General features: G+C 70.6%; 20 protein-coding genes and 3 pseudogenes. 20 read left to right on the forward strand and 3 right to left on the reverse strand.

From position 1 onward, the window contains the following. Window positions 1–179: 179 nt before the first annotated feature. Both QQM39_RS30985 and QQM39_RS30990 read right to left on the reverse strand, forming a co-directional pair. A pseudogene (locus QQM39_RS30985) lies at window positions 180–1,660 on the reverse strand (alpha/beta hydrolase). Window positions 1,661–1,726: 66 nt separating this feature from the next. Then, window positions 1,727–2,326 carry a GNAT family N-acetyltransferase gene (locus QQM39_RS30990; protein ID WP_302000836.1) on the reverse strand — a complete coding sequence of 200 codons (600 nt, stop codon included), beginning with the start codon at window positions 2,324–2,326 and terminating at the stop codon, window positions 1,727–1,729. Window positions 2,327–2,507: 181 nt separating this feature from the next. Between QQM39_RS30990 and QQM39_RS30995 the strand changes: the two genes are divergently transcribed. From QQM39_RS30995 to QQM39_RS31030, 8 genes and pseudogenes are all read left to right on the forward strand, one after another. Further along, the gene (locus QQM39_RS30995) at window positions 2,508–3,305 is read left to right on the forward strand and encodes an SCO2525 family SAM-dependent methyltransferase (RefSeq protein WP_302000837.1); all 798 of its coding nucleotides are present in this window, start codon (window positions 2,508–2,510) and stop codon (window positions 3,303–3,305) included. Window positions 3,306–3,376: 71 nt separating this feature from the next. After that, on the forward strand, window positions 3,377–5,227 hold the full coding sequence (locus QQM39_RS31000; RefSeq protein ID WP_302000838.1) for an SCO2524 family protein: 1,851 nt from the start codon (window positions 3,377–3,379) through the stop codon (window positions 5,225–5,227). Window positions 5,228–5,230: 3 nt separating this feature from the next. Further along, window positions 5,231–6,151, forward strand: a complete 921-nt coding sequence (locus QQM39_RS31005; RefSeq protein ID WP_302000839.1) for an SCO2523 family variant P-loop protein — start codon at window positions 5,231–5,233, stop codon at window positions 6,149–6,151. Beyond that, window positions 6,148–7,129, forward strand: a pseudogene (locus QQM39_RS31010) (SCO2522 family protein). Before QQM39_RS31005 ends, QQM39_RS31010 begins: the two are co-directional and overlap by 4 nt. Before the next feature lies 1 nt (window position 7,130). Beyond that, window positions 7,131–8,102, forward strand: coding sequence for an SCO2521 family protein (locus tag QQM39_RS31015; RefSeq protein ID WP_302000840.1), 972 nt, complete (start codon window positions 7,131–7,133; stop codon window positions 8,100–8,102). A gap of 100 nt (window positions 8,103–8,202) precedes the next feature. Further along, window positions 8,203–9,084, forward strand: coding sequence for a DUF6879 family protein (locus QQM39_RS31020; RefSeq protein WP_302000841.1), 882 nt, complete (start codon window positions 8,203–8,205; stop codon window positions 9,082–9,084). Between the two features lie 319 nt (window positions 9,085–9,403). Beyond that, a complete protein-coding gene (locus tag QQM39_RS31025; protein ID WP_302000842.1) occupies window positions 9,404–9,835 on the forward strand; it encodes a hypothetical protein in 432 nt (143 codons plus the stop codon). After that, window positions 9,832–11,001, forward strand: coding sequence for an MAB_1171c family putative transporter (locus QQM39_RS31030; RefSeq protein ID WP_302000843.1), 1,170 nt, complete (start codon window positions 9,832–9,834; stop codon window positions 10,999–11,001). Before QQM39_RS31025 ends, QQM39_RS31030 begins: the two co-directional genes overlap by 4 nt. 31 nt (window positions 11,002–11,032) lie before the next feature. On the opposite strand, the gene QQM39_RS31035 is transcribed toward QQM39_RS31030, so the two are convergent. Then, window positions 11,033–11,491: a hypothetical protein gene (locus QQM39_RS31035; protein ID WP_302000844.1), complete on the reverse strand. Its 459-nt coding sequence runs from the start codon at window positions 11,489–11,491 to the stop codon at window positions 11,033–11,035. A gap of 460 nt (window positions 11,492–11,951) precedes the next feature. On the opposite strand from QQM39_RS31035, the pseudogene QQM39_RS31040 reads away from it, so the two are divergent. From QQM39_RS31040 to QQM39_RS31095, 12 genes and pseudogenes are all read left to right on the forward strand, one after another. Next, window positions 11,952–12,155 (forward strand): annotated as a pseudogene (locus QQM39_RS31040) (2-epi-5-epi-valiolone synthase); the annotation flags it as partial. A gap of 64 nt (window positions 12,156–12,219) precedes the next feature. After that, the gene (locus tag QQM39_RS31045; RefSeq protein ID WP_302000845.1) at window positions 12,220–12,963 is read left to right on the forward strand and encodes a hypothetical protein; all 744 of its coding nucleotides are present in this window, start codon (window positions 12,220–12,222) and stop codon (window positions 12,961–12,963) included. After that, a complete protein-coding gene (locus QQM39_RS31050; protein ID WP_302003788.1) occupies window positions 12,960–13,727 on the forward strand; it encodes an SDR family oxidoreductase in 768 nt (255 codons plus the stop codon). Before QQM39_RS31045 ends, QQM39_RS31050 begins: the two co-directional genes overlap by 4 nt. Window positions 13,728–13,741: 14 nt before the next feature. After that, window positions 13,742–14,473 (forward strand): HAD-IA family hydrolase, encoded by a 732-nt coding sequence (locus QQM39_RS31055; protein ID WP_302000846.1) that lies wholly within the window; start codon window positions 13,742–13,744, stop codon window positions 14,471–14,473. A gap of 374 nt (window positions 14,474–14,847) precedes the next feature. Next, window positions 14,848–15,822: an ROK family protein gene (locus tag QQM39_RS31060; RefSeq protein WP_302000848.1), complete on the forward strand. Its 975-nt coding sequence runs from the start codon at window positions 14,848–14,850 to the stop codon at window positions 15,820–15,822. Then, entirely contained in the window at window positions 15,819–16,928 is a 1,110-nt protein-coding gene (locus QQM39_RS31065; RefSeq protein WP_302000849.1) for an alcohol dehydrogenase catalytic domain-containing protein, read from the forward strand. The genes QQM39_RS31060 and QQM39_RS31065 overlap by 4 nt, the downstream gene beginning before the upstream one ends. After that, a complete protein-coding gene (locus QQM39_RS31070; protein ID WP_302000850.1) occupies window positions 16,912–17,745 on the forward strand; it encodes a sugar phosphate isomerase/epimerase in 834 nt (277 codons plus the stop codon). Before QQM39_RS31065 ends, QQM39_RS31070 begins: the two co-directional genes overlap by 17 nt. Further along, a complete protein-coding gene (locus tag QQM39_RS31075; RefSeq protein ID WP_302000851.1) occupies window positions 17,742–18,824 on the forward strand; it encodes a zinc-binding dehydrogenase in 1,083 nt (360 codons plus the stop codon). The genes QQM39_RS31070 and QQM39_RS31075 overlap by 4 nt, the downstream gene beginning before the upstream one ends. Next, window positions 18,821–20,092 carry an MFS transporter gene (locus QQM39_RS31080; protein WP_302000852.1) on the forward strand — a complete coding sequence of 424 codons (1,272 nt, stop codon included), beginning with the start codon at window positions 18,821–18,823 and terminating at the stop codon, window positions 20,090–20,092. The genes QQM39_RS31075 and QQM39_RS31080 overlap by 4 nt, the downstream gene beginning before the upstream one ends. 135 nt (window positions 20,093–20,227) lie before the next feature. Next, window positions 20,228–21,445 (forward strand): MFS transporter, encoded by a 1,218-nt coding sequence (locus QQM39_RS31085; protein ID WP_302000853.1) that lies wholly within the window; start codon window positions 20,228–20,230, stop codon window positions 21,443–21,445. A gap of 61 nt (window positions 21,446–21,506) precedes the next feature. Beyond that, window positions 21,507–22,676, forward strand: a complete 1,170-nt coding sequence (locus QQM39_RS31090; protein ID WP_302000854.1) for an acyltransferase — start codon at window positions 21,507–21,509, stop codon at window positions 22,674–22,676. 15 nt (window positions 22,677–22,691) lie between these two features. Continuing rightward, window positions 22,692–23,882, forward strand: coding sequence for an acyltransferase (locus QQM39_RS31095; RefSeq protein ID WP_302000855.1), 1,191 nt, complete (start codon window positions 22,692–22,694; stop codon window positions 23,880–23,882). Window positions 23,883–23,884 lie beyond the last annotated feature (2 nt).

Genomic DNA, 23,884 nt, shown 5'->3' on the forward strand with positions numbered 1-23,884 from the left:
GCGGCGGATTCGGTTGCCCGGGGCGCGGGGGCTGTCTTAGCCCGTCCGGCGTTTGAGGACGAGGCCCGTTCAGGGCCGAAGCGGGGGTCTGGGGGCCGCAGGCCCCCAGGGATGGGACGGGTAGGGGCGGCGGGGGCGGAAATCCCTCCGGTCCGCCGCCCCCGCCGCCGCGGGTGTGCTCAGTCGCAGTAGAGATCCCGGGCCGGCCGTTCCCCGGTCGCCAGGAAGCGGGACACGGTGGCGTCACCGCACGCGTTGCCGTTTTCCAGGTAGGCGCCATGGCCGGTGGAGTTCACGGTGACCATGACGGCCCGCCTGCCGAGGTCTTCGCGCAGCTTCAGGGCACCGCTCAGCGGCGTGGCCACGTCCCGCTCGTTCTGGACGAGGAGGACGTTGGACGGGCCGCGCTCGGTGGCCCGCACCGGCGCCTCCTTCGGCTGCCACGGCCAGGCGGCGCACATCATCGCGTTCCTCGGCATGCCCGCGGTCAGCGGATACTTCGCCCGGCTCTCGGCGACGCCCTTCTCGTACTCGGCCGCCGACCTGGGCCAGGCACCGTCGTTGCAGATGGTGGCGGAGCCGACCGCGGCGCCGTTCTGCAGCGCGGGCAACGGCGGCAGCTGGGGCGCGGGCGGAACCTCGCCCTTCTGCGCGGCCAGCATCAGCTCGGCCAGGACCGGGTAGTCGTCGGGGTCGTAGAGGCTGTCCAACATGGTCTGGCGCAGTACGTTGCCGTTCAGCTCCGCCGGGTTGGCGTCGGGCCAGGGGATCGGCTCGCGGTCCAGGCGGGCGGCGAGGCGGAGAAAGAGCGGGCGCACCTCGGCGGCGGTGTGGGCGAGCCGGTACCGATTGCCGGGCGCCGACGCCCACTTGGCGAACTCGGGGAAGTTGTCCTCGACGCCCACCTCGAACGCCTGCAGCCAGGCGCGCTCCGCCCGCACCGGGTCGGCGTCGTCGTTGCTGTCCAGCACGATGCGGTCGGTGCGGTGCGGGAACAGCTCGAGGTACGCCGCGCCGACGTACGTGCCGTACGAGTCGCCCCACGCCGACAGCTTGCGTTCGCCGAGCGCGGCCCGGATGCGGTCGATGTCGCGGGCGTTGTTCTTGGTGCTGATGTGCTTCATCAGCTCGCCGCCATTGCGCGCGCAGGCGTCCGAGACGCGCCGGGCGTAGGCCATGTTCTCGGTGACGGACCCGTCGGGGGCGGGCCACGGGCGCGCCTTCGTCAGGGCGAGGTCGCCCTCCTGAAGGTCACAACTGACCGGAGCCGAAGGCGCGTTGCCGCGCGGGGCGAACCCGATCAGGTCGTAGGCGTCCCGTACCTCCTGCGGCAGCCTCTGCCCCTTGTCCGAGGGTTCGCCGAGGCTCGTCCCCCGGGCCCACCCGCGATGATCAGCAGCGCGCCCCGGCGGGCCGACGGCTTCTCGCTGGGGATACGGGAGATGGCGAGGTCGATCTTCGGGCCGGTGGGGTCGGTGTGGTCCATCGGTACGGACACGGTCGCGCACTCCTGCCGTGAATCCAGGCCGCCGCCCTCGCACTTGGTCCACTTCAGCGGCGCGGGCACGCCGGTGGCGGACGCGGTGAGGGGGGTGACGAGGCCGAAGACGACTCCGGAGGCGGCGGCGATCAGGGCGGCACTCTTGGTGATCTGCTTCATGCACAGCAGCCTGCCGGTGATTGACGGCACGTCACATCCTGGTAACTCCCGGGCCCATGCTGGGGATTACCCCCTCCCTGGCACCCTCCCCGGCCCCATGCCCGTCCCCGTCCCCGTCCCCATGCCTGTCCCCGCTCCCATCCCCAACCCCAATGTCATGATCAGCCGGTCCTCCCCGGGGCCCAGATAATCCCCGTGCACTCCTCCCTCGGCCGAGAACCCCAGCGACCGGTACAGCTGGATCGCCGCCGCGTTCGTCGGCTCCACGGTCAGCCGCACCTCATGGACCCGCTCCCGGCGCAACTGCCGCAGCACTTCCAGCATCAGCCGCTTGCCCAGCCCGCGGCCCCGCTGGTCGGCGCTGACGGCCAGGCTCAGGACCCAACACACGTAGCCGTCCGAGGAGTTGACGAAGAGGACATAGCCGTGCAGACACTCGCCGTCGTCGAGGACGAGGAAGCGGTCGCCGTGCGCGTCGAAGTGCTGGCGCAGCACGAAGTACGGGTACGGCTCCTCGGGGAAGACCTCCCGGTCCACGCGGAGGAGTTCGGGCAGATCCGCCTCGGTGACGCCCCTCATGGTCAGCGGCCGGTCGCTGAAGTCGGCGAAGAATGCCTGGTCAGTGGTGCCGCCCGAGAAAGGGAAACGTTCCTCCGGTACAGCCATCAGCCGCCCCCTGTGTGATGGAATGGAGTCACTCGTGCGGGTGAGTACCTGTTGCCTGCCGTTTCAGGTGCTCACCAGAGGTCCGCCCATCTTGAGGAGCGCGGTCCGGGTCTTCAAGACTGCCCTGCTGGTTATGCCTCGACGCGCTCCCGATGCGCCTGTTTTTGGTACCGTTGGTGGAATGACCCAGAGATCGTCGGGGGGCGTCCAGGTGAAGAATGCCGATGTGCCATGGGACGAGGCATTCGACTCGATCGCCTACCTTGATCACAATTACCGCGACTTACAGGAAGAGGACGCGGAGATCCTGCAGATCATCCGGGATCATTTCGGCGATCATTTCCGGAAGCAGGGCGTCGGGCCGGTTTCCGGTATCGATGTGGGTGCCGGCGTCAATCTCTATCCCGCACTGACCATGCTGCCGTGGTGCGACGAGATCACCCTCTTCGAGCGCTCCTCCTCGAATGTCGAGTACCTGGACAGCCAGGTCGACTCCTACGAGGAGAACTGGGACAAGTTCTGGACGGCCCTGTGCCGGAAGAAGGCCTACCGCTCCCTTGATGTGGACCCGCGTGAGAAGTTCCGCAAGGTCGTCAAGGTCGAGCAGGGTGACCTCTTCGAACTCAAGCGGTACGAGGGACGGTGGTCCGTGGGGACCATGTTCTTCGTCGCCGAGTCGATGACGGCCTCTCCCGGCGAGTTCGCGCTGGGCGTGGAGCGTTTCATGCGGTGCCTCGCCCCCGGTGCCCCGTTCGCCGCCGCTTTCATGGCGCATTCACAGGGTTATCACGCGGGTGAGCATTTCTTCCCCGCGTGTGACGTGGGAGAGTCCGATGTGTACGCGAGCCTGGAGCGGTTTGCGAGGGACTTCAAGGTCAGGCCGCTCAAATCCTCGGCGCGAGTGCGCCAGGGGTACAAGGGCATGCTGGTCGCCCACGGTTGGCGCCGAAATTCGGATGTCGACATTCCGGTCAACTGATCGGCGAATCTTCACAAGAGAACAGTGAATTGCTCAACTGATGGCAGGGCGGCCTGTGTGAGGGGCATGGGATGCAGATCAAGCCACGCCAGCATCTGCTGGACATCTGGCAGGCGATCGCTCGGCACTCTTTCGCCGGGGGAGAGTGGGAGTGGGGCGAATGGGGCGGAGTGAGCAGCGTCGCCGACGCCGAGCGACTGCTCTGCCTGCTGTACCCGGCCACGGAGATCCCCGCGTTCCGGCTGGACGACCCTGACACCACACAGGACGACGTCCAGCAGGCGCTGAAGAAGGCGGGCGGGAGGCTGGACCTCCCGGCCAACATCGTCACGGCCGCGGCCGAGTTCATGCGGACCCACACCGGGGAGGACAAGCGGCCCACCTTCGCCGGGGGTTACTACTTCGGCTCCCGGGACAAGACCAAGGAGCTCACCGAGGAGCAGCGCCAACTCGGCGTGACCGACTCGTTCTCCATGTCGATCACCCTGTGCCTCGCCACGCTCGGCTTCCTCAAGGTCTACGAGACCAGGACCCGGCGCAGCGACATCAAGGAGACGATCGCCGAGCTGCGCCAGGCCACCAGCAACCGGCTCACCGCCGCCATGGTCAGCCTGCTGCGCTCCTTCGTCGTCAACGTCTTCGACACCGACGCCCCCCAGGGCCGTACCCTCTGCGAACTCCTCGGCCAGGGACGGATGTCGCAGCGGCAGGTGCTGAACAAGTTCCAGAACCGCTTCCGTCCGCTGCGCGCGGCGATCGTCGAGAGCGTCTACCTCGGTATCGACGTCCAGGAAGGCCTCAAGGACGAGAACCAACTGTTCGAGTGCGGCTGGGCGTGGAGCATGGTCAAGGACGCTCCCGAGGTCGAGACCAGCGAACCCATCGGGCCGCAGCCCGCGGGCGTCGCCAACGCGGTGCCGTATCTGTACTTCACCGTGGTCGCGCTCGACGGCATCCAGGACCTGTTCTCCGACCGCACGCTCACCCTGGGCCTGCTCAACACCGAGCAGCAGAAGCTCGCCGAGGCGCTCCGGCTGCGCTGGGAGCTCACCCAGCAGTACTGGTCCGGCATCGCCCGCTTCGACGCCGACAGCTGGCCCCTGGAGGACATCCCCTGGCGTACGACGGGACAGCGGCTGGAGTCCGAGTACTTCTCCCTCTCCGTCGCCGCCATCCTCGTGCACGACCTGATGCGGCGCCGGGCCACCGACGACGACCTGACCCGCACCGTCGGCGTCATGGAACGCCTCGCCGAACGCGGCCGCATCACCAGCCGGATGACCCGCGACGACCCGATGGTCCACCAGCTGCACAACGTGGGCGTCGCCCTGCCCCTGCAGGGCAGCGAGCGGATCGGTCCGCCCATGACGTGGTCCATGACCGACTTCTCGGCACAGCTGCTGAAGCGGACCGTCCAGCTGTGCACGCTGTCGCGCAACCTCGCCTCGCACGACCGGCTGCTCAGACTCGCCGAGGACATCTTCGACCACATGTGGCGGCGCCGCATCCGCGACGGCGAGGGCATCGGCCTGTGGGACAACATCCACGCCGCCTACCCCGACGCGGAGATCCACAAGCGGCGCGTCCCGGTGTCCTGGAGTATCACCGAGCGGGTCACCGAGGTGATGGTCCAGGCCCACGAGATGTACCGGCAGCCACCGATCCGCAGCCTCGAACTCACCGAGCTGGCAAGGGCGTTGCTCAGCGAGTCCGCCCACCTGCTGGGCAACGAACAGATGGAACCCGCGCCCACCGACGCCGGCCGGCACGGAATGGAACTCAGGAACATCGAGGTCAAGTTGCGCCGCGCCCGCAGCCTCGTGGACGAACAGCCGGGTACGGCCTACGCGTTGACGCTCGACGTGCTGGGACAGCTCGACTCGCTCGCCCGGGCCCGCGAAGCCGCGGACCGGGGAGTGTGAACCGTGCTGATCTTCGCCGCCTCCGACAAGGGAGGCACGGGCCGCTCCGTCACCAGCGCCAACCTCGCCTACCACCGGGCGCTGGCCGGGGATGACGTCTGCTACCTGGACTTCGACTTCGGCTCGCCCACCGCGGCGGCCGTCTTCGACGTGGCCGACGCCCGGCAGGCCGTCGAGGACTCCGGTCTGCACGCCTACCTGACCGGCGAGGTCAGCGAGCCGGCCCGGATCGACATCCTGGCCGAGACCGAGATGCAGGAGCTCCGGGAGAACCTGCCGCCCGGATGCGGCCGCATGGTGCTGATGCCCGGCGACCTCAGCGGCGGCGAGTTCGCCACCACCGACGACAACCTCCGCCGCTGCGTCGACCTGCTGACGAAGCTCTACTACGAGTTCGACCTGGTCATCGTCGATCTCAGCGCCGGCCGCTCGTACGCCGTCGACATGGCCCTGGAGGCCACCGCGCAGCCCGAGATGAGCGAGGTCACCGCTCGCTGGCTGGTCTTCCACCGCTGGACCCACCAGCATGTGGCAGCCGCGGCGAACCTGGTCTTCGGCAAGCGCGGCATCATCGCCGGCGGCGTCGCCCGCGGCCACGACGAGGAGGCCCTGAGCAGCGCCATCCGCTTCGTACGGGCTGCCGTGCCCGATCACAACTCGTCGCTGTGGTCGCAGGTATCCCCCACCCAGTCGAAGTGGATGCGTACGACCGACGGCGACCTCAAGCAACTCGCCTCCAACCTCGGCATCGGCTACAGCCGGGTCCTCGGCTCCGTGCCCCTCGAACCGGTCCTGCAGTGGCGCGAGAAGCTCATCACCGAGGACGACGTGCTCAACAGTCAGATCGCCAACATGGACACCTGGGAGGAGCTGAGGAAGCTCTCCCGCCGTCTCACCGACGACGAGAGCTGGGAGCAGGCATGACCGAAGCCGTCTTCCGGGAGACCACCGCCGAGCCCGTCACCAAGTCCGTGCCGCTGTCCCATCTCTCCCTGGAGCTGGGCCACCTCTACATGGAGGACTTCGAGGCCGGGCCCGACCGGCTGCGTGAGCACTTCGCCGAGGTACGGATCTGGGTGGACGCGGTGCGCGCCTCCGCCGCCCGCCGCAGCAAGCGCCCGCGCATCAGCACCTGCTTCCTCATCGACGACTACTTCACCCGCTTCTCCACCCCGGCCGAGCTGATCCCGATGGTGCTGAAGGAGGCCGAGAAGGCCGGTCTCGTCATCGACTACCTCGCCCGGGAGTCGGCCTGCGCGGTCGCCGACCGCATCGAGCTCGCCGAATCGGTCATGCACCGCCTCGTCGAGTCGCCGCCGCCGGGCAGCTACGGCTCCCGCCCGCCCGTCAGCCAGAACCGGCTGGCTCGCCAACGGCCAGCGCACGCCCACGATGTCCCGCAGCGCCCTGGGCGAGGTCAAGGGCTGGCAGCCGCCCCAGGAGACCGCGGCCCGCAACCACTCCGTCTTCATGGACGTCGAGCTGTGGTCCGAGAAGGACGGCAAGCGCCTGTGGTCCTGCCCGTTCCTGGCCGCCGTGTGGCAACTGGCCCGCCTGGGGCTGTTACGGCACCTCGGCGAGCCCGTGCTGGAGCCGCAGGCGTGGACGGGCGGGGAGTTCCCGCACGACTGGGACCGGCTGCCGCCGCTGATCAAGCTCACCGACACCACAGCTGCCTTCAGCGCCTACCGCACCTGCACGCTCATGCCGAACCGGTTCCTCGCCGTCGAGGACGCCGTGCGGCTCATCCTGGACCAGATAGACGTCGACGCCGGGGCGCTGAAGCAGGTCGCCGACCGGTCCGGCGGCGAGAGGATGGCGGTACCGGCCGCCGTCGCACAGCGCGCCACCTACGTCTTCTACGAGGAGCCCGGCGACTCCTCCGAGGCTGAGGGGACCTGAGATGACGGCGGCCCCGGGACAGTCGGCGCGTTCGGTCCTCGCCTGCGGTGAGGTGCGTACCTGTCTGCTGCCGTCCTTCCAGGCGCTCGACGGCCGGGCCGCCGCCCAACTGCTCCGGCTGCGCGCCGACGAACCCGTCCGGGTCTCCCTGCGGCCCACCATGTACGCCCTTTCCCCGGAGGTGCTGACCGGGGTGGACTGCCGGCTGCCCACCTCCAACGGCAGCAAGGTCCGGGCCGTCGGTACGGTCGTCGCCCGCGCGGCGCTGACCGAGGGCCGCCTGTTGCAGTCGACCGCGTACTTCAGCGTCCCGGCCGCCGGCCCCGACATCCGGCGCTCCTGGGGGCAGTACCTCGTACGGCCCGGCCTGGTCGAGCCGTTCGGCAAACTGCCCCAACAGGCCACAGCGGAAGGCGTGTTGCGTGGCGCCGGGCGTGGCGAGCTCGACCTCGGTGCGATCGCCGAAGGCCTGCTGGCCCAGCTCCGCCGCCACGCGCTGCTCGACCGCCGGGTGCCCTTCAAGTCCCGGCCCACGCACCTGCGTTGGGTGGCGCGACGGCAGCCCGAGGGCGAGCGGGCGTCCCTGACGAACTTCACCGTGGCCGAAGGCGGACTGCGCACCATGGAGTTACGGCTGCCGGAGGGCGTCCCGGCCGCCGCCGCGGCCGGCCTCTGTGAGGATCTCGCCCTGCACGACTGGCTTTTGACGACGGTTCAGCTCATGCTTGACAACAACCGGATCGGCGCGGCGGACGGGCCCTCGGTCATCGAGGCGCTCCAACCGGTCGTGGTGCATCTGCTGCACCTGTGGATGCCGCGCGCACACGTGGACCCCGCGCTGGGTCACCTGTGGGACGTACTGGAAGCGAAACCGGGGTTCTCCCGGCAATGGGAGAACCTCAGCCGGCGCATCAGAGATCGACTGGCCCTCCAGGCCGTGGCGGCGCCGCACCAGGCGCTGACCCCGCGCTGAGGGGCGGAAACCGAAACCGCATACAGACGGGGGATGAGAAATGAACGGAGCGCCCTTAGGGACAGGGAACAACGGTCACCCACCGCGCCCGCAGCCGCGCATGCCCAAGATGTTCTGGCGGATCCTGATCACCGCCTCGGCGGCGGGCGGGGCCTTCCTGCTGACCAGCATCCTGGACCAGGACGACGGCAACATCTGGCAGTGGGTGGCGTCCATCGTCATCGGCAGCGCGGCGCTGATCGTGCAGTTCCTGATCGACTTCGGGGAGCGGTTCGAGAAGGTCGACACCCGCTTCAACGAGATCCTCGCCGCGACGACGCTGTTCAGCCAGGTGGACGGTTCGGTGCTCCGCTCCGACGAGGTGACCCGGCTGGTCCTCGGCTACACCAAGGTCCGTGAGCAGGGCGGCGACATCGTGCAGGCCTTCGCCGAGAAGGAACTCGGCCGCCTCGCCAAGATGATGGAAGGCCTCGGCAGCGGCAGCGCGGACTGCCCCGGCGAGAACCACGAGTGGCTCATCGACATCACCGACTGCGTCAAGATGACCCTCGACGCCACCAGCACCTCGGTGGACCGGGAGTTCTGGACCAGCGGGCCCGCCGAGCGGTACCTCGCCGCGCAGGAGAAGGCGATCAGGAGGCGGGGCGTGGAGATCCGGCGCCTGTTCGTCGTACGGGTCCCGGAGGAGGTCACGCCGGAACTCAGAGCGCTGTGCGAGGACCAGCGCCGACGGGGCATCGAGGCGCGCATCGCCGTGCGGTCACTGATGGAGTCCACCCCCAAGGTGAACGACTTCATCATCTTCGACGGCGAGATGTGCTACGAGACCAAGCCGGACCTCCAGTCCAACCCGGACGGGACCTGGTTGAGGGCGGAACCGGATCACATCGAGGACCGCGTCAGCCAGTTCTCCGAACTGTGGGAGGAGTCGGAGCGGTCGACGGGCCCCGAGCCGCAGCCGGCGGTCACTTCGGGGACGTGACCGGTGCGGGCTGCCGCCCCATGGATCCCGGCGCGAGGCTCACCGCGCGGTAGTTCCACCGCGGTCCGTGAATCTCTCGTTACAGGACGGTGATGTGAATCTCTTTTCGATGAGGTGCGGCGACGGGTGTCGTAGATTTGTCCCGTGACCAATCAGCGCGGACTCGATTGTGCGAGGCACGGGTTCGAGTCGGCGCAGTCGCACGGGGGAGGTTCAACAGGTGTGGGGCAAACGGGGCAGGCGTACTTCGGAGCGGTCTCGGGGGGCGCGGGAAAACCGGCTGCGTGACGCTCAATTGCGCACGCACAGTCGACATTTGATGCGTCAGCTCACGCCCCGATTGCCGCTCAGTGTCACCGCTCTGTGTGATGAGCTCGGTGAAATGCGGGGCAGGCCGATCCGGCTTATGGAGTGGGATCTGGCGGCTGACGGGCCGTTCGGGGTGCTGATATCCCGTGACCACGAGGACGTCATCGTCTATCAGGCGAAGACCACCAAGGCGCACCAAGCACACATCATTCTTCACGAGGTGGGACACATCATCGCGTTCGACCTCCAGGGCGAGCGGCCGCCGGGCACGGTGGAGCGGACCTGCTATTCCGACCGGGACGAGCGCGACGCCGAGATCATCGCGTCGACGATCATGTACCAGGCCATTTCGATGAGCCGGCGCGTGCGTAGCCACGGACTCGACGAGCCCTGGCGGCCCTCGGTCTACAACAGCCTCGTCCTCACCGACGGAGCGGTGTGAGCGCGCTCAATCTCATCGCCATCGTCACGCTTCTCGCCGGTGCGGTGTGGACCGTGCCCGCGCTCATCCGGCGGCGCTTCCGGGACCCCATGCGGCTGCATCTGTGCCTGGCGTTGCTGCTGATGGGCGCGGGGAACGTGCTGGCTCAGCCGTTCGTCCTGAGCCTCGTCGACAGCTTCACCTTCGAGGGCTTCTCCAAGATCACATACAATGTGGAGGTCCTGATCGGCCTCAGCCTCATGGTCGGCTTCCTCCGGGAAAGCCCGCTGAGGCGCTGGGCGCCGCCATGGCCCTGGGAGATCGGCGCCTGCCTCGTCTGTCTGACGGGGATGCTCGCCATGACGGTGATTCTGCCGACGCAGTTGCGCAATCACCTGCTGACGTCCGACTATCTCGTGGACTGGCGTGTACGCACCTTCTACAACTTCGGCAATTTCTACCTGTTCTTCGGATACGCGGCCAGTGCCTACCTGGCCGGGCGTCATGCCCGACGAGGGCGTTCGCTGCGGCGGCTGTCACTGAACATCATCGCCGTCGGTCTGACCGGCCTGGCTTTCACCTGTATTTTCCGATTCCTTTGGGTGAATCTGCCGACGCTGCGGGAGCCGGGGCGGATGATCTCCTATACCGACGTCTTTTTCTTCGGCCAGGTCGCCGCCATTGTGGTATGCGTGGGGCCGGGGCTGCCCTTTTTCGTCAGCGTGGCACAGATCGTTCGGGAGAGGCTGGAGCAGCGCAGTCAGTTCCGTGGACTCGAGGAGCTGTGGCGCCGGTTGGTGGAAGTCCATCCCGAGCTCGTCCTGGACCATCGCAGCCGCCGCCGGGATGCTCTTCTCGCGAATTCCCCCGCCGTTTACCGGCGTTATGTCGAGTGCCGCGACGGTCTGACCCGGCTCGGTCCCTATCTCCGGCTGGCGGCCGAGGAGATGTCGACAGCCGTGCCGCAGGACGACCCCAGGGCATCCGCGCGCCTCATCGCCCACGCCCTGCACCTGCACGGCGACCGCGCGACGCGCGATGGAGGTCCGCCGACGGAGGCGGTCTTCGTCCTCGCCCCGCGCAGCCGTCGCAGCATCGACGGCCATGACTACGAGGAGGATCTCGGCACTCTCATCCGGCTCTCCGACGAACTGCGCGCGATGCGGACCTGTTCGGCGTCGGCCTGAGATGTCCCCGGCCGATGAGTGCGCAGGTGTCCTACGCCTTGTCGTCCCCGGAGGCGGGCGATTTCCTGGAGTCGTCCAGCACGTCCATGATCGACAGTAGTTGCTCGCGCAGTTCGGGGGTCAGCTGGCCGGCCCGCATCGCGATGGACTGCACCTGCCGGTCGGCGAGTGCCGCCGCCCATTCCTCTTGCGGCTCCGCGGGGCGGGCGGGGGGCTCCTCGTTGATGAGCGCGCTCACTGACACCGGCAGGGTCATGTCCCGGGACTGGAAGTACTTGACGATCGCGGAGAGCACGCTGACCGTCGGGTTGGTCTGCGAGCCGTTGCGCAGGGCGGTGAGATAGCTCCGGGAGATCGTCACGTCGTGGCTCGGGTCGTTCGAGATGGCCTGGGCGACCTCGGATGTGGACGGTTCGCGCAGACGGCCGACGGTATCCGCGGTGGCTGCATCGGCAAACCAGGAGTTCAAGCGTTCTGCCAGCGTTGCCATGCGTCCGACCTCCGTAGGCCTCGGCGACTCGGGGGTTCCTCTATATGAGCACGAAGGGCGCGGTCATCGACGAGCACCCTCTGTCTACGTGCGCCCGCTTCTCACATCGCCCCCTGCTTCGAGAGTAACACAAATGACATAGCCAGTGTCATTGCTGCTACTATAATCGACATCGAGCCGATCAAAAGTCCTTCGTGCTCGTAATGTGGCAGCTCACGCTGGAGGGGATATGCGTAGCGGTACTGTCTTCACTCAAGGGCTTCGCCAGGCTGTCGGGGGCAGCCCGTTCTGGACGGTCGAGGCCGTCCGTCAAGTGCGTTACCACGTCGTCAGCTCCAACGGCCTGTTCGAACCCGGCAACACGGCCCTGCTGACCGGATGCCCCGACGCCCCGCTGCACCCGGGCGACCGGCGGCTCGTCGTCATCGACCAGAACGTCGACGCGCTCTACGGCGGCGACATGCGTGCCTGGTTCACCGCCCACGGGATCGACGCGACGGTCGTACCCCTGCGCGCCGACGAGGCGGTCAAGCAGTGGGACGCGGTCTCGCGGGTCGTCGACGCGATGAACGACTTCGGGATCGACCGCCGCCGGGAGCCGGTGCTCGCCGTCGGCGGCGGGGTGCTGACCGATGTCGTCGGCTTCGCGGCGAGCCTCTACCGGCGCGGAACGCCGTACATCCGCATCCCCACGACGCTGATCGGCCTCGTGGACGCCGGGGTCGGGGGTGAAGACCGGGGTCAACTACGAGCGCGGCAAGAACCGGCTGGGTACCTACGCGCCGGCGACGGCCACCTTCCTGGACCGGTCCTTCCTGCGCAGCCTGTCCCTGCGGCACATCAGCAACGGCCTCGCCGAGATCCTGAAGATGGCTCTGATCCGCTCCGAGGACCTGTTCGTCCTGCTGGAGTCGCGGGGCGCGGCCGTCCGCGCCGACCGGCTCCAGGGCACGACCGAGGACCTGTCCCGGGCCGCGGACGCCATCATCGCCGAGTCCATCCACCTCATGCTGGAGGAACTCCAGCCCAACCTCTGGGAGTCCGCGCTGGAGCGCTGCGTGGACTACGGCCACACCTTCAGCCCGACCCTGGAGATGCACGCCCTGCCCGAGCTGCTGCACGGCGAGGCCGTGGTCATCGACATGGCCCTGACGACCGCGCTGGCCACCCTGCGCGGCGACGTCGCCGAGGCACAGGCCCGGCGGATCTACGACGTGATCCGGGCGCTCGGACTGCCCCTGTGGAACGACGTCCTCGACGACCCGGCCCTGCTCGACGACGCCCTGCTCGACACCGTGCGCCACCGCGACGGCCAGCAGCGGCTGCCTCTGCCGATCGGCATCGGACGGCACCACTTCGTCAACGACGTCACGCCCGCGGAACTGCGCGACGCCACGCGTCTGCTGCGCGACCACGCCCAGGGACACATCCCCTCGGCCGGTTCGCTCGTGCCCGAGCAGGTCGGCGCGTGAGCCGTACGCACCGCGGTGCCCCGACGGCGGTCGTGGTCGGCGGATCGACCGGCATCGGACGCGGCGTCGCCGACGCCTGGGCCGCGCACGGCATCGAGACCCACGTCTTCAGCCGCAGCAGGCCGGCCGACCCCGGCGCCGACCGCCTCGTATGGCACCGGCTCGACTTCCGGGACCCCGAACAGGCCAAGGAGGCGCTGCGGACCCACGTGCCCGCCGAGGTCTCCCTGGTCTGCTACTCGGCGATCTATTTCACCTCCCGGCGCGAGCCGTTCCTGGAGACCGACGAGGCCGACTGGCTGGACCAGTTCGCCATCAACGTGCACGGTCTGGCCTGGACGCTGAAGGCGGCGCTGCCGTCGCTGCGGGCCACCGCGCCCGGGCTGTTCCTGCACATCTCGTCCGAGGTGGTCTACAACGCCGGCCCGAACCGCTCCGGGTACGCCGCCACCAAGGCCGCGGCCAGCTCGCTGATCCGGTCCGTCTCCCAGGAGATCGACGCGGACGAGGTGACGTTCGTCGAGGCGCTGCCCGCGGGCATGGTCGACAGCCCGGGCATCCGCGCCCGCCGCTCGCGGGACTTCGACTACAGCGGCTACATGCCCCCGGCCGCGTTCGCCGGGCTGGCCGGCGAACTCGCCCGCACGCGCGGTGTGCCGTACGCGGGCCAGGCCCTGGTCGTGCACGAGGACGCGACCTGGTCGTCCGTCGCCGACGGGCTGCCGGTGTCCCAGTCCCGCCCCCTGGGCCGCTCCCTCCGATAGTCAGGAACCCACAGATGCCCAAGGCACAGCCCGCCGCCCCGGTGGCGACCCCCGACAACCGCCTGCCGCAACTGCGCGCGGCGGCGCTGCTGTTCGACATGGACGGCACGCTGGTGGACTCGACGGCCCTCGTCGAGTCCACCTGGGCGGGCTTTTGCACACGGCACGGAACCGACCTCGCCGAGGTCCTCGCGTTCGCGCACGGCCGCCCCACCCGCGAGACGGTCGGCCACTTCGTCCCCGACCCGGACCTCGCGGCGACGGAGACCCGACGGCTCGTCGCGCACGAGGAGTCGGAGACCACCGGGATCACCGAGATACCCGGTGCCCGCACGCTCCTCGCGGCGCTGCCGCGGGGTTCCTGGGCCGTCGTCACGTCGGCCGGCCGCAAGCTGGCCGAGGTCAGACTCGCCGCCGCGGGGCTGCCCCTGCCGGAGGTCATGGTGAGCGCCGACGACGTGGTCCATGGCAAGCCCCACCCCGAGGGCTATCTGCACGCCGCCGCCGTGCTCGGCGTCGAGCCGGCGGACACGATCGTCTTCGAGGACTCCGCCGCCGGAGTGCGGGCGGCCCTGGCGAGCGGCGCCCGCACCGTGGTCATCGGCGGTCTCGACGCGTTCGACGAGGTGGCGGAACGATACACCGACTTCCGGGGCTTCCAGGTCGCTACGACGCCCACCGCCCCCGGCGAAGTCCTCCTGACCGCGCCCGCCCCACTCACCGAACCGACCGGGGAGCGGCGATGACCGGCGCTGAGCGCTCCGCTGGAAGTGCCGCGATGTCTCGTCGTTCGTCTGCGACGCCGAGGCTTGTCGCGCCTCGCAGCGGAGCCGCTGACGGATGCAGCCCCGCGCCCCTTCAGCGTGCTGCCGAACCGCAACGGACTTCGCCCGAGCTGCTTGGGGCAGCGGTCGGGAGCGGGGCCGGGGCGACGGTCGGTGGCGGGCCGCAGGCGACGGTTGGTGACGGGCCGCAGGTGGGGGCCGGCGCGGGGTCTCAGGCGGTGACCCGCGCGGGGTCTCAGGTGGTTGGTGCGGGACCTCGGACGGCGGCCGGCACGGGGCCCCGCGCGGCGGTCGGTGCCGGAGCCCGGGCGGCAGAGCATGGCGAATCGCAGGCGGTGGCTGTCTTCGCCGCGGATGTCGGGGGGACCTGGGTGCGGCTGTGGGGCGGGGGAGTGGGTGCACCCGTCGAGCGTCTGCGTTCGCCGAGTCGGCTCAACCATCCCGGACGGTCGGTCGCGCGGCTGCGTGAGGACATGGTCGAGTTGTTGTGCCGGGCGGCGCCGCCCGGTGCTCGCGCGGCTGTCTCCTTCGGCGCGGCCATCGACCATCTCACCGGCACGGTCTACGGATCGGCGCCGCTGTGGGGGGCGGAGACGACGCCGTACGACATGGGCGCCGCGCTGCGGGCGCACCGGCCCGATGTCACCTGGCAGTTGGTCAACGACGTCACGGCCGCCTTGGTGGACTTCGCCGCCACGCACGCCCGGCCCGGCGTCCGGCGCGTCGGCTATCTGACCGTCAGCAGCGGCATCGCGCTGCGCGTGGCCGACGTGGAGCGGATGCGGATCCCGGTCGACGAGCGGGGCCTTCAAGGCGAGATCGGCCACCTCCCGGCCATGACCACCGGCCCCGAGCTCCAGGGGGCGGGGCTGCTGTGCGAATGCGGGGCACCGGACCACCTCGCCTCGATCTCCTCCGGGCCCGGCATCGCCCGCGTTGCCCGACAGCTCGGCCTCGACACGGGGCCGGCGGTCTCGGAGTGGCTCGCCGAGGCGCTCGCGGCGGACGACCCCTTGGCGCGACGGCTGTTGGAGCTGTGCGTCGAACCGGTGGCGCACATGCTGCGGACCCTCTGGTGCCTCGACCCGCACCTCGACCTGCTCGGCCTCGGCGGAGGCGTCGTCGAGGGGCTCGGCGCGCACTACGCCGACGAACTCCGCCGCCAACTCGGCCTCGCCACCTCCTACGCCGACCGGGGCCGCGACCCGGCCTGGCTCGCCGACCGGCTGGTGTTCTGCGCTCCCGGCACGGTCGACCCGCTGCGCGGGGCGGAACGCGTCGACCGCTGGCTGCCGGGGATCGTGCCGTGAGCGGCGCGGTCCACCGTGCGCTGGTGCGCCTCCCGGCCGACGCCCGGGGCCGCACCCGCGTCGAGGTCACCGAGGTACCCACGCCCCGGCTCGACCCCGGGGACGTCCTGCTGGCGCCGGTGACCGTCGGCATCTGCGGCACCGACTGGCAGATTCTCCGCGGGCTGCGGGACGACCCGAGCCGCGTCCTGGGGCACGAGGGCGTGGCCCGGGTCGTCGAGCCCGGCGACAGCGGCCTGCCCACCGGCTCCCTGGTCACCGTCAACCCCACTCACCCCGGCGACCCCTCGTTCCTGCTCGGGCACAACCTGCCGGGCCTGTGGGCGGAACGCACCCGCATCCCCGCCACGGCCGTACGCGCCGGCCTGGTCCTGCCGGTGCCCGAGGGCGCGGACCGCCCCGGGGTGGCCGCCCTCGCCGAGCCGCTCGCCTCGGTGCTCTACGGCCTTGAGGTCGCCCTCGGCACGACGCGACCGGCGTCCCTGGCCGTGTGGGGCGACGGCATCGTGGGACGGCTCGCCCAAGACGCCTGGCGGCGTGAACTCCCCGGACTGCGCACCCTGTTGGTGGGAAACGGCACGGACGCGGTCGACCCGCACGACCCCGGCCTGCCCGACCTGCTCGCCGAACTGCCCGCACCGGTCGGCGTCGTGATCGCCACGCCACGCACCGGCACCCGCCAGGCGCTGACCGCGGTGGACCGCCATGTGCGGGGCACGCTCCTGGTCGACGTGCACGCGGGCCTGCCGCCGGGTCCGGTCGCGATGTCCGCCGGCGAGCTCGACGTGGCGGCCCTGCGCGCCGACAACTGCGGGGGAGAGCCCCGACCGCCCCGCGTGCACCCCTTCGACCGCCCGGCCGGCCCCCTGCTCCTGTACGGGCACCGCGGGGTGTCGGGCGCCCATCTGCGACAGGCGGTCGAGCTCCTCCTGACCCGTCAGGAGGAATCGCCGGGGAACGCCGTACTGACCCACGAGGTGGACCTGCCGGGCGCCGCCGACCTCGTCAACTCCGTGCTGTCCTCCGCAGGGAGGGTGGCCGACGGGCGACGGGTGCTGAAGACCGCGATCCGGATAGGGGGTGGGGGCGATGACCGCCGTTTCTGACCGGGGGCGGGGCCCGACCGCCACCGCCGTGGCCGCCCCCCAGTGGCGGATCAGTACCGACCGGCGTGCGGCGGCCCGTGTCGCGCTCGCGGAAGGGGCCGATCAGCTGCACCTGGACTTCGGTGGGGCCCATCGCGGGCCGCTGCTGAGCGACCCCGTGGAGCTGCGTGAGGCCGAGGCGATCGCGAGGGACATCCCGGTGCCCGTCCTGGCGGTGAACCATGTCAACGACATCGGCCTGGCCGAGGAGCACGGCACGGCGAACCCGTCGGCCGTCACGGTGCTGGAGCGGGCCCTGGAGTGCGCGCGGAGGCTGGGGACACGCGTCCTGCACGTCCCCGGCTTCCGGCGCAGCCTGCCGACCAGCGAGGGGCGGCGGGCCGGTACCGCCGACGCGCTGCGCGTTCTGTGCGAGCGGGCCGTGGCGGCGGACCTGACCCTCGCCTACGAGTCACCCCTCGGCCCCGCCGACTCCCTCGGCCTCGCCCGCTGCGTGGACCACCCGGCCCTGCGCCTGGTCCTGGACACCGGCAACCTCCTGGACGCCGGTGAGGCCCCCCTGCGCTTCGCCGACCTCGTCGGGGCCGCCGGGCTGCTCCTGCCGGACCTGCACGTCAAGGACCCCGCACATGCCACCGACGGCGGCACCCCGGTGCCGGGCACGGCCTTCGACGCCCTGCCCGGCCTGCTGCGGCGCTCGGGCGCCCGCTCGGTGCTCGTCGAGAACGACTACGCCCACTCACCGACCCGACTGAGGACGGACATCGCACTGTGCCGTACCGCGATCGGGCTCAGCCACGCCAAGGACGAACGATGAAAGCCATCCTGCTCACCGGACCCCGCACGGTGACGGTCACCGAGGTCGCCCCGCCCGATCCGGGCCCGGACGAGGTACTGGTCCGGGTGGCCCTGCTCGGCCTGTGCGGCACGGACCTCGGTTTTTACGACGGCAGCAGCAACTACCTCCACGACGGCCTGAAGAGCTACCCCTTCGTCCCGGGCCACGAGTGGATCGGCACGGTGACCCGCCTGGGCCCCGGCGCCGACCCCGCCCTGGCCGGGCAACGCGTCGCGGGACACAACTTCCGTACCTGCGGCCGCTGCCCGCACTGCCGCGCGGGCCGTATCAGGTACTGCCCGGACCGCAGCGAGATCGGCGTCCTCGGCCCGCTTCCAGGCGCCGGAGCGCAGCTGATCACCGTACCCGTGAGCACCCTGACCCGGATCCCCGACACCCTGTCCGACGCCGCCGGCGCGCTGCTGGAGCCGACCGCTGCCGCGGTCCACGCGGTGGACCGGCTCGCCGTGACCTCCCGCGACCGGGTCGCGGTCCTCGGCGCGGGCACCCTGGGGCTCGCGGCGGCCCAGGTCGCCCAGCACCTGGGCGCCCCCACCGTCGTCTTCGACCCCCAGCCCGCCGCCCGCGAACTGGCCCACCGCCTCGGCCTGCGGGCCGAGGCCGCGCAGGCCGAGGCGGACGCTCAGGCGTACGACGCCGTGATCGAGGCGTCCGGCAGCGTGGCGGCGGTCCGCTCCGCGGTCCGCCTGGTCGCGGCCGGCGGGCGGGTGGCCCAGCTCGGGACGCCTCACCACGCGGTCGACGCATTCGACGCGGCCGGTCTGGTCATCCGGGATGTCACGGTGCACGGCGTGCTGTCCGGCATCGGCTACTGGGACCGGCTCGTCACCCTGGTGGAATCGGGCGCGGTGGACCTGGACGCCCTCGTCGACGGCGTCTTCCCGCTCGACGACCTGGACGCCGCCTTCGCCCGCCTCGCGGACGGCGGGCGCGCTCGGCCCAAGGTCCTCGTCCAGGTCGATCCGGCCCTGCGGGACGTGACGGATGCTCCGGCGCGCGCGGCCTGCCGGGACACCGCGGCCGGGGCACGCCGGTGAGCGCGGCGGCCCCGCCGGCCGCGCCGGCCAGGATCGACGCACCGACCGCGGCCCGCCTGGCCGTGCTCGCCGGGGCCACTTTCGTCTACGTCACCTTCGAGGTCTTCCCGGTCGGACTCATCCACGACATCGCCGCCGACCTGGACGTCGGCGCCGGCCGGGTCGGACTGCTCATCAGCGGATACGCCGTCGTCGCCGCCGTCGTCACCATCCCGACCGTCGCCCTCGCCGCACGCGTGTCCCGCGGGACGGCCCTGGTGGTCTCCCTGCTGGTCCTGGTCGTGGCCGAGTTGCTCGCGGCGGCCGCCACGGGGTTCGCGATGATGGCGGTCAGCAGGGTCGCCGCGGCGCTGACCCACGGGGTGCTCTGGTCGCTGATCGCTCCGGCGGCCGCCACCCTGGTGCCCCGGGAGCGGGTGGGGACCGCGACCGCCGTGGTGTTCGGCGGGTCCTCGCTCGCGGCGATCGTGGGCAGCCCGGGCACGACCTTCGTCGGGGAGTTCATCGGGTGGCGGGCCACCGCGCTGCTGCTGGCGGCGGCCACGGTGGCGGTGACCCTCGCACTGGTGTGGGCCCTGCGACCGCGGCCGACGACGACCGCACGGTGCCACGACGACCCGGCGGGGGCCCTGCCGGGGACGGTGGACCGGTCGGCGGCGGATCGGTCGATGGTCGATCCTCCGACGCCTGATCGGTCGGCGGTCGACTGGCCCGCGGTCCTGACGCTGTGTGCCGTCGCCGTGGTGCTGGTCGTCGCGCACTTCCTCAGCTACACGTACTTCGCCGTCATCGTCACCGACGTCACGGGCGGGTCGGGGGCGGTGGTCGTCCTGCTGGCCGTCTTCGGCGGCGCGGGGGCGGTGGGGACGTATCTCATCGGCCGTCACAACGACAGCTCTCCACAACGCTCCGCGGCCGTGACCATGGCCGCCTTCGCTGCGGGGGTCGGTCTTCTGGCCCTCGCCTTCGCCCCGGTCCCGACGGCCGTGCGCTGTGCCGTGGCCGCCGTCGCCGTCGCGGTGTGGGGCGGGGCGTTCGCCGCCGCGGGGCCCGTCTTCCAGACGGGGGTGATGCGGCTGGCGGGCGCGGACGCCGACCGGGCGTCCTCCGTGTACGTCACCGGCTTCCAGATCGGCATCGCGGGCGGGTCGGCCCTCGGCGCGATGCTCCTCGGACACCCGGTCGGCCTGCTCCCGCTGGTCTCGGCCGTGCTCGCCACGGTGGTCCTGGTCGCCGTTCTGATCCGGCGTCCGGTGCCCCACGCCTGACGGTGCGTCTGCACCGCGCCTGTGTAGCTTCATCGGCAAAGCTGCTTGTATAGTGGACAGTGAGCCAATAAAATAATCTTCAGTCCGGAAAAAGGGCTGCCCGTCGCACACGAGAGGCACTGCATGCGGTCCCGTATGGCTGTCCTGATCCTGGCCATCTTCTGCGTCGGCACGGCCGAGCTCGCGCCGAGCGGCATGCTGGGCGACCTGTCCCGGGACCTGTCGGTGACCATCCCCACCGCGGGGCTCCTGGTGACCGTCTACGCCCTGACCGTGGTGGTCGGCGGGCCGCTCGTCACCGCGGCCACCACCCGGGTCCGGCGCAAGCACCTGCTCGTAGGTCTGCTGCTGGTCTCGGTCGCCGGCAACGTCGTCTCCAGCCTCGCCCCCACCTTCGGGCTGCTGGTCGTGGGCCGCATGCTCACCGCCGTCATCCACGGCACCTTCCTCGCCGTGTGCGTCGTCATCGCGGGCGACATGGCCGACGAGGGCAAGGAGGGGTCGGCGATCGCCGGCACCCAGCTGGGCATCAACCTCGCGACCGTGCTCGGTGTCCCGCTCGGCACCCTGGTGGCCCAACAGCTCAACTGGCGGGCCACGTTCGGCAGCGTCGCCGTCCTCGCGCTGCTCGCCACCGTCCTGATCCTGCTGGTCATCCCGGACGGCGGCGGCGCCGGCGGATCGTCCGCGGCACACGAACTGCGTGTGTTCCGCACATGGCAGGTGGTGGGGACCGTCCTGGCCACCGTGCTGTGCTCGGCCGGCATGTTCACGCTGATCACCTACATGGTGCCGCTGCTCACCGACGTCGGGGGCTTCCCGGCCGCGTGGGTCCCGGCGGTGCTCGTTGCCTACGGCCTGGGCTCCATCGTCGGCAACGCCATCGGCGGCAGGTGCGCCGACCGGTCCGTCGACGCGGCGGTGCTCGGCCTGTCCTGGGCCCTCGCCGCCGTCTGCCTCCTGTACTGGGTCGCCGCTCCCTCACCGGTCGGCGCGGCCGTCTTCCTGATCCTCTTCTCCATGGCGACCTTCGCCCTCATCCCCGGCCTCCAGGCCAAGGTTCTCTCCGCTGCCGCGGACGCGCCGACGCTGTCCCTGACCGCCAACATGTCCGCCTTCGGACTCGGCGCCGCCCTCGGCTCCTGGGCCGGCGGCCAGATCATCGACCAGGGCCTCGGCATCCGCGCGGTGACGGTCGGCGCCGCGGCGTTCACCGCCCTCGGTGCCTTGCTCATCGCTCAGACGGTGCACAGCGGCCGGCGCCGGCACAAAGCCGTCAACGACCCGGCACAGGGCGGCACTTCGGACCCGCAGCCCGCCGACTCCGGGACCACGGCCGCGCCGACCGCCTGAACCGGACCTCCCGGCCCCGGACCTCCCGACCTCGGACCTTTCTCACGAGAAAGCCACCCCCATGTCGAGCAGCCTCGCGCCCTCCACCAGGCCCAAGCTTCCTTCGCTGACCGGGCTGCGCTTCATCGCCGCCGCGCTGGTCTTCTTCTTCCACGCATCACTGATCTTCATATCGATGAACCCCTTCGCCGACCCGGACACAGCCGACGGTTTCCGCCGGCTGTTCAGCAAGGCCGGCTGGATGGGGGTGTCGTTCTTCTTCGTCCTCAGCGGCTTCGTCCTGACCTGGTCGGCTCGCCCCGGCGACACCGTCACCGGCTTCTGGCGGCGGCGCCTGGTGAAGATCTTCCCCAACCACGTCGCCACCTGGGCCCTGGCCATGATCCTGTTCGCCGGGACGACGATCCCGGCCAAGGTCTGGCTGCCGAACCTCTTCCTGATCCACTCCTGGTTCCCCGACCCCGCGGTCCACCTGAGCCTCAACGCCCCCGCCTGGTCGCTCTGCAGCGAACTGCTCTTCTATCTGCTGTTCCCGTTCCTGCTGCGGCCGGTACTGCGGATCAAGGAGCGCGGCCTGTGGCTGTGGGCGGCGGTCATGGTCGCCGGCATGCTGGCCGTGCAGCTGGTCACCGACTTCCTCGCGCCCAGCAGCCCCCCGGCACCCGGCACCGACGTGACGGTCTGGCAGTTCTGGTTCGGCTACAACTTCCCGCCGGTGCGGATGTTCGAGTTCGTCCTCGGCATGATCCTCGCCCGGCTCGTGCTCGCCGGCGCCATTCCGCGGGTCGGGATCGTCCCGGCGGCCGTGCTGTGCGTGGCCGGTTACGCCGCGGCGATGGTGGTGCCGTTCCTTTACGGCCTCAACCTGATGACCGTCGTACCGATCTCCCTGCTGATCTGCGCGGTGGCGCACGCCGACGCGGACGGCACCCCGACGGTGCTGCGCGGCCGCACGATGCAGTGGCTCGGCGAGGTCTCCTTCGGCTTCTACCTCGCCCAGCAGATCGTGCTCTCGTTCGTGCGTACGACGCTGATGGACAACCGGACCGTCGCGACGCCGGCCGGTGTCGCCGTCGTGGCGGCCGAGTTCGCCGGATCGCTGGCCCTCGGCTGGCTGCTCCTGGTGTGCGTCGAACGCCCCGCCATGCGCCGCTGGGCCCGCCCCCGCAGGAAGACCGCGGACCCGGCCGAATCCTCCCCGACCCCGCAGCAGCTGACCGCCGCCTCCTGAAGGGAACAGGCATCCATGACCTCGTCGTCCCCCGCTGTCGCCACCGACGGCGCCCTGGGGAGCTACCGGACCAAGCTTCCCTCACTGACCGGGCTGCGTTTCATAGCCGCCGCGCTGGTCTTCTTCTTCCACGCGACCTTCAGCGACCCGCCCATGAACCCGTTCGCCGACGAGAGCTGGGAGGAGGGCTTCCGCTGGCTGTTCAGCAAGGCCGGCTGGATGGGAGTGTCGTTCTTCTTCGTCCTCAGCGGCTTCGTCCTGACCTGGTCGGCCCGGCCCGGTGACACGCTCACGGGCTTCTGGCGCCGGCGCCTGCTGAAGATCTTCCCCAACCACGTCGTCATGTGGGCGCTCGCCATGGTCCTGTTCGCCGGGGCGATGACGCCGGTGTCCGCGTGGCTGCCGAACCTGTTCCTGATCCACTCGTGGTTCCCGCAGCACGACACCTTCATCAGCGTGAACCCGCCGAGCTGGTCGCTCTGCAGCGAGCTGCTGTTCTACCTGCTGTTCCCGCTCCTGCTGCGGCCGGTGCAACGGATCAAGGAGAGCGCGCTGTGGATCTGGGCGGCCGCCATGGTCGCCGGGATGCTGGCCGTACAGCTGGTCACCGACTTCCTGATGCCGCAGCACCCGCCGACCCCGGAGGGCTTCGGCATCTCCCTGTGGGAGTTCTGGTTCGGCTACAACTTCCCGCCGGTGCGGATGTTCGAGTTCGTCCTCGGCATGATCCTGGCCCGGCTCGTGGCGGCCGGAGCCGCACCCCGCATCGGGATCATCTCGGCCTCCCTGCTGTGCCTGGTCGGCTACGCCGCGGCGATGGTCGTGCCGTTCCTCTACGGCCTCAACCTGATGACGGTCGTCCCCATCTCCCTGCTGATCTGCGCGGTGGCCCGCGCCGACGTGGAGGGCGCCCCGACGGTGCTGCGCGGCCGCACGATGCAGTGGCTCGGCGAGGTCTCCTTCGGCTTCTACCTCGCCCAGTACGTGGTCATGTACTCCGTCCGTACGACGCTGATGGACGAGCGGCTCTTCAGCCCGCTCCCCGGTGTCCTCGTCCTCCTCGGCTTCTTCTGCGCCACCCTCCTGGCCGGCTGGCTCCTGCTGGTGTGCGTCGAACGCCCGGTGATGCGCCGCTGGGCCAGGCCGCCGGCCGCCCGGACCGCACCCCGGGACGAGGAGCCGAGCCCGGCCCCGGCCCTGCGCTGAGT

Source organism: Streptomyces sp. DT2A-34, from assembly GCF_030499515.1.
Taxonomy (GTDB): Bacteria; Actinomycetota; Actinomycetes; order Streptomycetales; family Streptomycetaceae; genus Streptomyces.